This window comes from Chitinophaga sp., from assembly GCF_036566945.1.
In the GTDB taxonomy this organism is placed as follows: Bacteria; Bacteroidota; Bacteroidia; order Chitinophagales; family Chitinophagaceae; genus Chitinophaga.
Genome location: NZ_DATCVJ010000517.1, coordinates 1 through 3,761 on the forward strand (window position 1 = coordinate 1; position 3,761 = coordinate 3,761).

3 protein-coding genes and 1 pseudogene are annotated in these 3,761 nt (G+C 48.4%); 2 read left to right on the forward strand and 2 right to left on the reverse strand.

Annotated features, from left to right (window positions below):
• A pseudogene (locus VIP81_RS15720) lies at positions 1-309 on the reverse strand (glycine dehydrogenase (aminomethyl-transferring)); the annotation flags it as partial.
• A 164-nt stretch (positions 310-473) separates the two neighbouring features.
• Between VIP81_RS15720 and VIP81_RS15725 the strand changes: the two are divergent.
• Entirely contained in the window at positions 474-968 is a 495-nt protein-coding gene (locus VIP81_RS15725; RefSeq protein ID WP_331962603.1) for a YkgJ family cysteine cluster protein, read from the forward strand.
• 208 nt (positions 969-1,176) lie between these two features.
• Here the strand turns inward: VIP81_RS15725 and VIP81_RS15730 are convergent, their stop codons facing one another.
• Positions 1,177-2,433: an MFS transporter gene (locus VIP81_RS15730; RefSeq protein ID WP_331962606.1), complete on the reverse strand. Its 1,257-nt coding sequence runs from the start codon at positions 2,431-2,433 to the stop codon at positions 1,177-1,179.
• Positions 2,434-2,599: 166 nt separating this feature from the next.
• Between VIP81_RS15730 and VIP81_RS15735 the strand changes: the two genes are divergently transcribed.
• A complete protein-coding gene (locus tag VIP81_RS15735) occupies positions 2,600-3,676 on the forward strand; it encodes a PQQ-dependent sugar dehydrogenase (RefSeq protein ID WP_331962609.1) in 1,077 nt (358 codons plus the stop codon).
• Positions 3,677-3,761 lie beyond the last annotated feature (85 nt).

Genomic DNA, 3,761 nt, shown 5'->3' on the forward strand with positions numbered 1-3,761 from the left:
TGGATTCTCAAATACATTACGCAGAATAACGCTCGGCGTAATGGTATCGAAGTAACCCTGTCCGATATAGTTACGGTATACCTTGTTTTTCAGTGAAACTTCCTTCAGGTGGCGGAGATAATCACTTTCACTCATCGCTGCAGGAATAGCCAGTGGCTGTTGCATACGGATGGCGCCCGGAACGGTTTTGCTGATCAGCTGGTCCAGGTTGGAAGCCCCGATGGTTTCGAGCATCTGGTTGGTCTCCCCTTCATTCGGCCCTATGTGACGGTGCACGAATTCATTTTGTTGAATATCAAAAAGATTCATGATGTAAGCAGGTAATTTGAAATAGAATGCGCAAAGCTATGCAGATTTTAAGCAACGGCCAAACAATCAGCACTGGCGGGGGAAAACAGTGATAAATGACAGATAGTTAAACTACGTTTATGTCATAATTTTGTCCATGTACTAATTACCTATCTTTGCAGCAAATGAGCAAAATATTAGAAGACTGGGAACAGAAAGCCCAGGATAAGCAAAAGGCTAACAAACAGTTCCTCGCGAAACTGCAAACCCGCCGTGGTAAAGGCGTGGAGAAGCTGTTGCCCGAACTCCACGAGGAAGCATTCAGTAAAATCGATTGCCTCGAATGCGGCAATTGCTGTAAAACCATCAGCCCCCGCTTCAAAGGCCCTGATATCAGGCGCATCTCTAAGCATCTGGGCATGAAGGAAGGCGACTTTATAGAAACTTACCTCCGGCTCGATAAGGATGAGGATTATGTGGTGAAGTTTACGCCCTGTCCATTCCTTGGGGCAGACAACTACTGCGGCATCTACGATGTACGCCCCGGTGACTGCGCCAATTATCCCTACACAGATAGCTACGACTTCTTCAAACGCCCGAAAATTACATACGAAAACAGCACCACCTGTCCCGCTGTTTATTATGTACTGGAAAGATTGAAAGAGACGATGAAATTATAATAGCGGAGGGAGCGCCTTCGGCGCTTGTCTTTGTTCAGGATTATAGTGATTTTGATGGTTTTCAAGATTTCATCTTTTTGCTTTTAAAAGATTCGGGGAGATAGCAGCGGATACCGCTTTTATCTCCCCGAAATATTTTTAAAATCATCAAAATTCTGAAAATCAGTATAATCCTGAACAAAGACAAGCGCCGAAGGCGCTCCCTTCGCTATGGTTTCAAATCCAGCTTACGCATAGCCGGTGAAATAATATAAGTAGTAATTACCACGCCCAGCGTAACGCAACCCCCAAATACCACCGAAGGCACCAACCCGATGGCCCGGGCCATAAACCCACTCTCGAAAGCCCCCAGCTCATTGGATGAACCCACAAACATAGAACTAACGGAAGCTACCCGCCCACGCATATCATCAGGCGTTTTTAATTGTAAAATCGTTTGCCGGATAATAATACTGATCCCATCCAACGCACCATTGATCAGCAAAGCAAATATCGACAGGTAAAAACTGGTGGAAAGACCAAAGAGTATAATCGTTAACCCAAAGCCGAAAATCGCTGCCAGCAGCTTAAGCCCGGGTTTGTTGGCCAGGGGTTTGTGTGCCAGTATAAACATGGTGACCAGGGCGCCTGCCGCCGGGGCAGACCGCAACAGTCCATAGCCCAGAGAACCCACATGCAGCACATCTGTGGCAAATGCCGGTAACATGGCTACCGCGCCACCAAATAATACGGCAAACATATCCAATGCCATCGCATTCAATACTACCTTGGTTTTCCAGACAAAACGCATCCCCTCTGTCAGCCCCGTTACAAAGCTTTCTCCCTTCGACTTATAGTAAATGGGCTTGGGCCTTATCTTAATTAAACTATACAACGGCGCAAAGAAGATAAACACCACCAGCAACATGGACCAGTGTACCCCAAACCAGTGAATAAACAATCCTCCCAGTGCAGGCCCCATTACCCCGCCTATCTGCCACGCAGAGCTGCTCCACGTAGAGGCGTTGGCGTATAATTCACGCGGCACCAGCAACGACATTAAGGTAAAGTTAGAAGGACTGGTAAAGGCTCTTACAATGCCCCCCATGAATACGAGCAGGTAGATCAGATTGAGTACCCAGTGCGTGGAAATGCCCACTACAGCCCGATCCCACGTAAGCAGGAATAATCCCGAACTAATAAAAATATAGGCGATTACACAGGTGAGCAACATGCCCCGTTTCTCCCGCTTATCCACCAAATGCCCTGCAAATGGTGATAGTAACACCGCCGGTATTACTTCCGACAAGCCTATCAATCCCAGTGAGAAGGGATCTTTCGAGATTTCATATACTTTCCATTCGATAATGGCAAACTGCATCGCCAGTGCAAATACAAGTGCAAAGCGGATAACAAGGTAATAATTGAATTCCGGAAAGCGTAGCGAAGCGTATGGGTCGTTCTTTTTCGGTGCCGTTGTGTCCAACCTGATGTGTTTTTTGCGAAGATACAAAATAGCGGTTAGCGGTTAGCTTTTAGCTTTTAGGAAATGCAGCGAATATCATCCTATGTCTATCTCCGCTGCATTTCCTAAAAGCTAAAAGCTAACGGCTAAAAGCTTTATATTTAATCTGCATAAATGCCGCAGAACTATGAAACTACATTCGATGATTTTCCAGGCTTTAATAGCGGTGTTGTTCCTGCAGTCCGCCTGTGCCGGCAGTGAGGCTAAAAAAGGACCAGCACCAGCGGCCCGCAAAGCGAAGCTGCAGCTGGTGACCGACAAGTTCATATCTCCCGTAAACATGGCAGTACCAGGGGATGGCTCCGGCAGGTTATTTTTTTGTCAGAAAGAAGGGAAAGTATGGATCGTACAGCAAAACAAACAACTGCCTACCCCTTTCCTGGATGTGAGTGGCGATATGATTTCCGTGAACCCCGGCTATGATGAAAGGGGACTACTGGGAATGGCTTTTCATCCTGAGTTCCGGAAGAATCACAAATTTTATGTGTACTACAGCGCTCCCTCAAAAAAGCAAGGCGTTAATCATATCAGCCGCCTGGTAGAATTTACCGTGGCTGCCGGCAACCCCAATATCGCCGATCCGACTACCCGCCGCGTATTGCTGGAAGTAGAGGAACCGCAGTCCAATCACAACGGCGGTCAGCTGCAATTCGGCCCCGATGGCTACCTGTATATAGGACTCGGTGATGGCGGCGGTGGTGGGGATAAACATGGTACTACCGGCAACGGGCAGGATCTGAACACCTTACTGGGTAAAATATTAAGAATAAATGTCGATGGCACACCCTATAAAGTGCCGGCAGATAATCCTTTCGTGAACCAGCCTAACGCCAGACCGGAGATATGGGCGTATGGTCTGCGTAACCCATGGCGCTTTTCGTTTGACAGGAAAAGCAAAATGCTGTTTGCCGGAGATGTGGGACAAGATAAGTATGAAGAAGTAGACATCATCATAAAAGGAGGCAATTATGGCTGGCGCATCCTGGAAGGCTTTCACGATTATAATGTACCTGCCGGCGCAGATAAATCACAGTTGATTGCACCTATCCACGAATACAGCCACGATCTGGGGATAAGTATCACCGGCGGCTATGTGTATCGCGGCAGCGCAATTCCATCATTGGGTAGGTCTCGGCCTCGACGGCGGCCCCGTACCCCCAGCCGTCCGCATGCTCATGCGCCGCACCGTACGGGCACCCACTGACACTGCCGTCGCGCCTGGCCAGGGCGGCGTCAGCTCCCGAACGTCTCCAGCAGCGTCGACCGCTCCGCGTCGGTGAGGTTGGTCG

What these genes read in the sequence shown, in the direction of transcription:
- VIP81_RS15725 (WP_331962603.1), top strand. Translation starts at nt 474, where the DNA reads ATGAGCAAAATATTAGAAGACTGGGAACAGAAAGCCCAGGATAAGCAA.
- VIP81_RS15735 (WP_331962609.1), top strand. Translation starts at nt 2,600, where the DNA reads ATGAAACTACATTCGATGATTTTCCAGGCTTTAATAGCGGTGTTGTTC.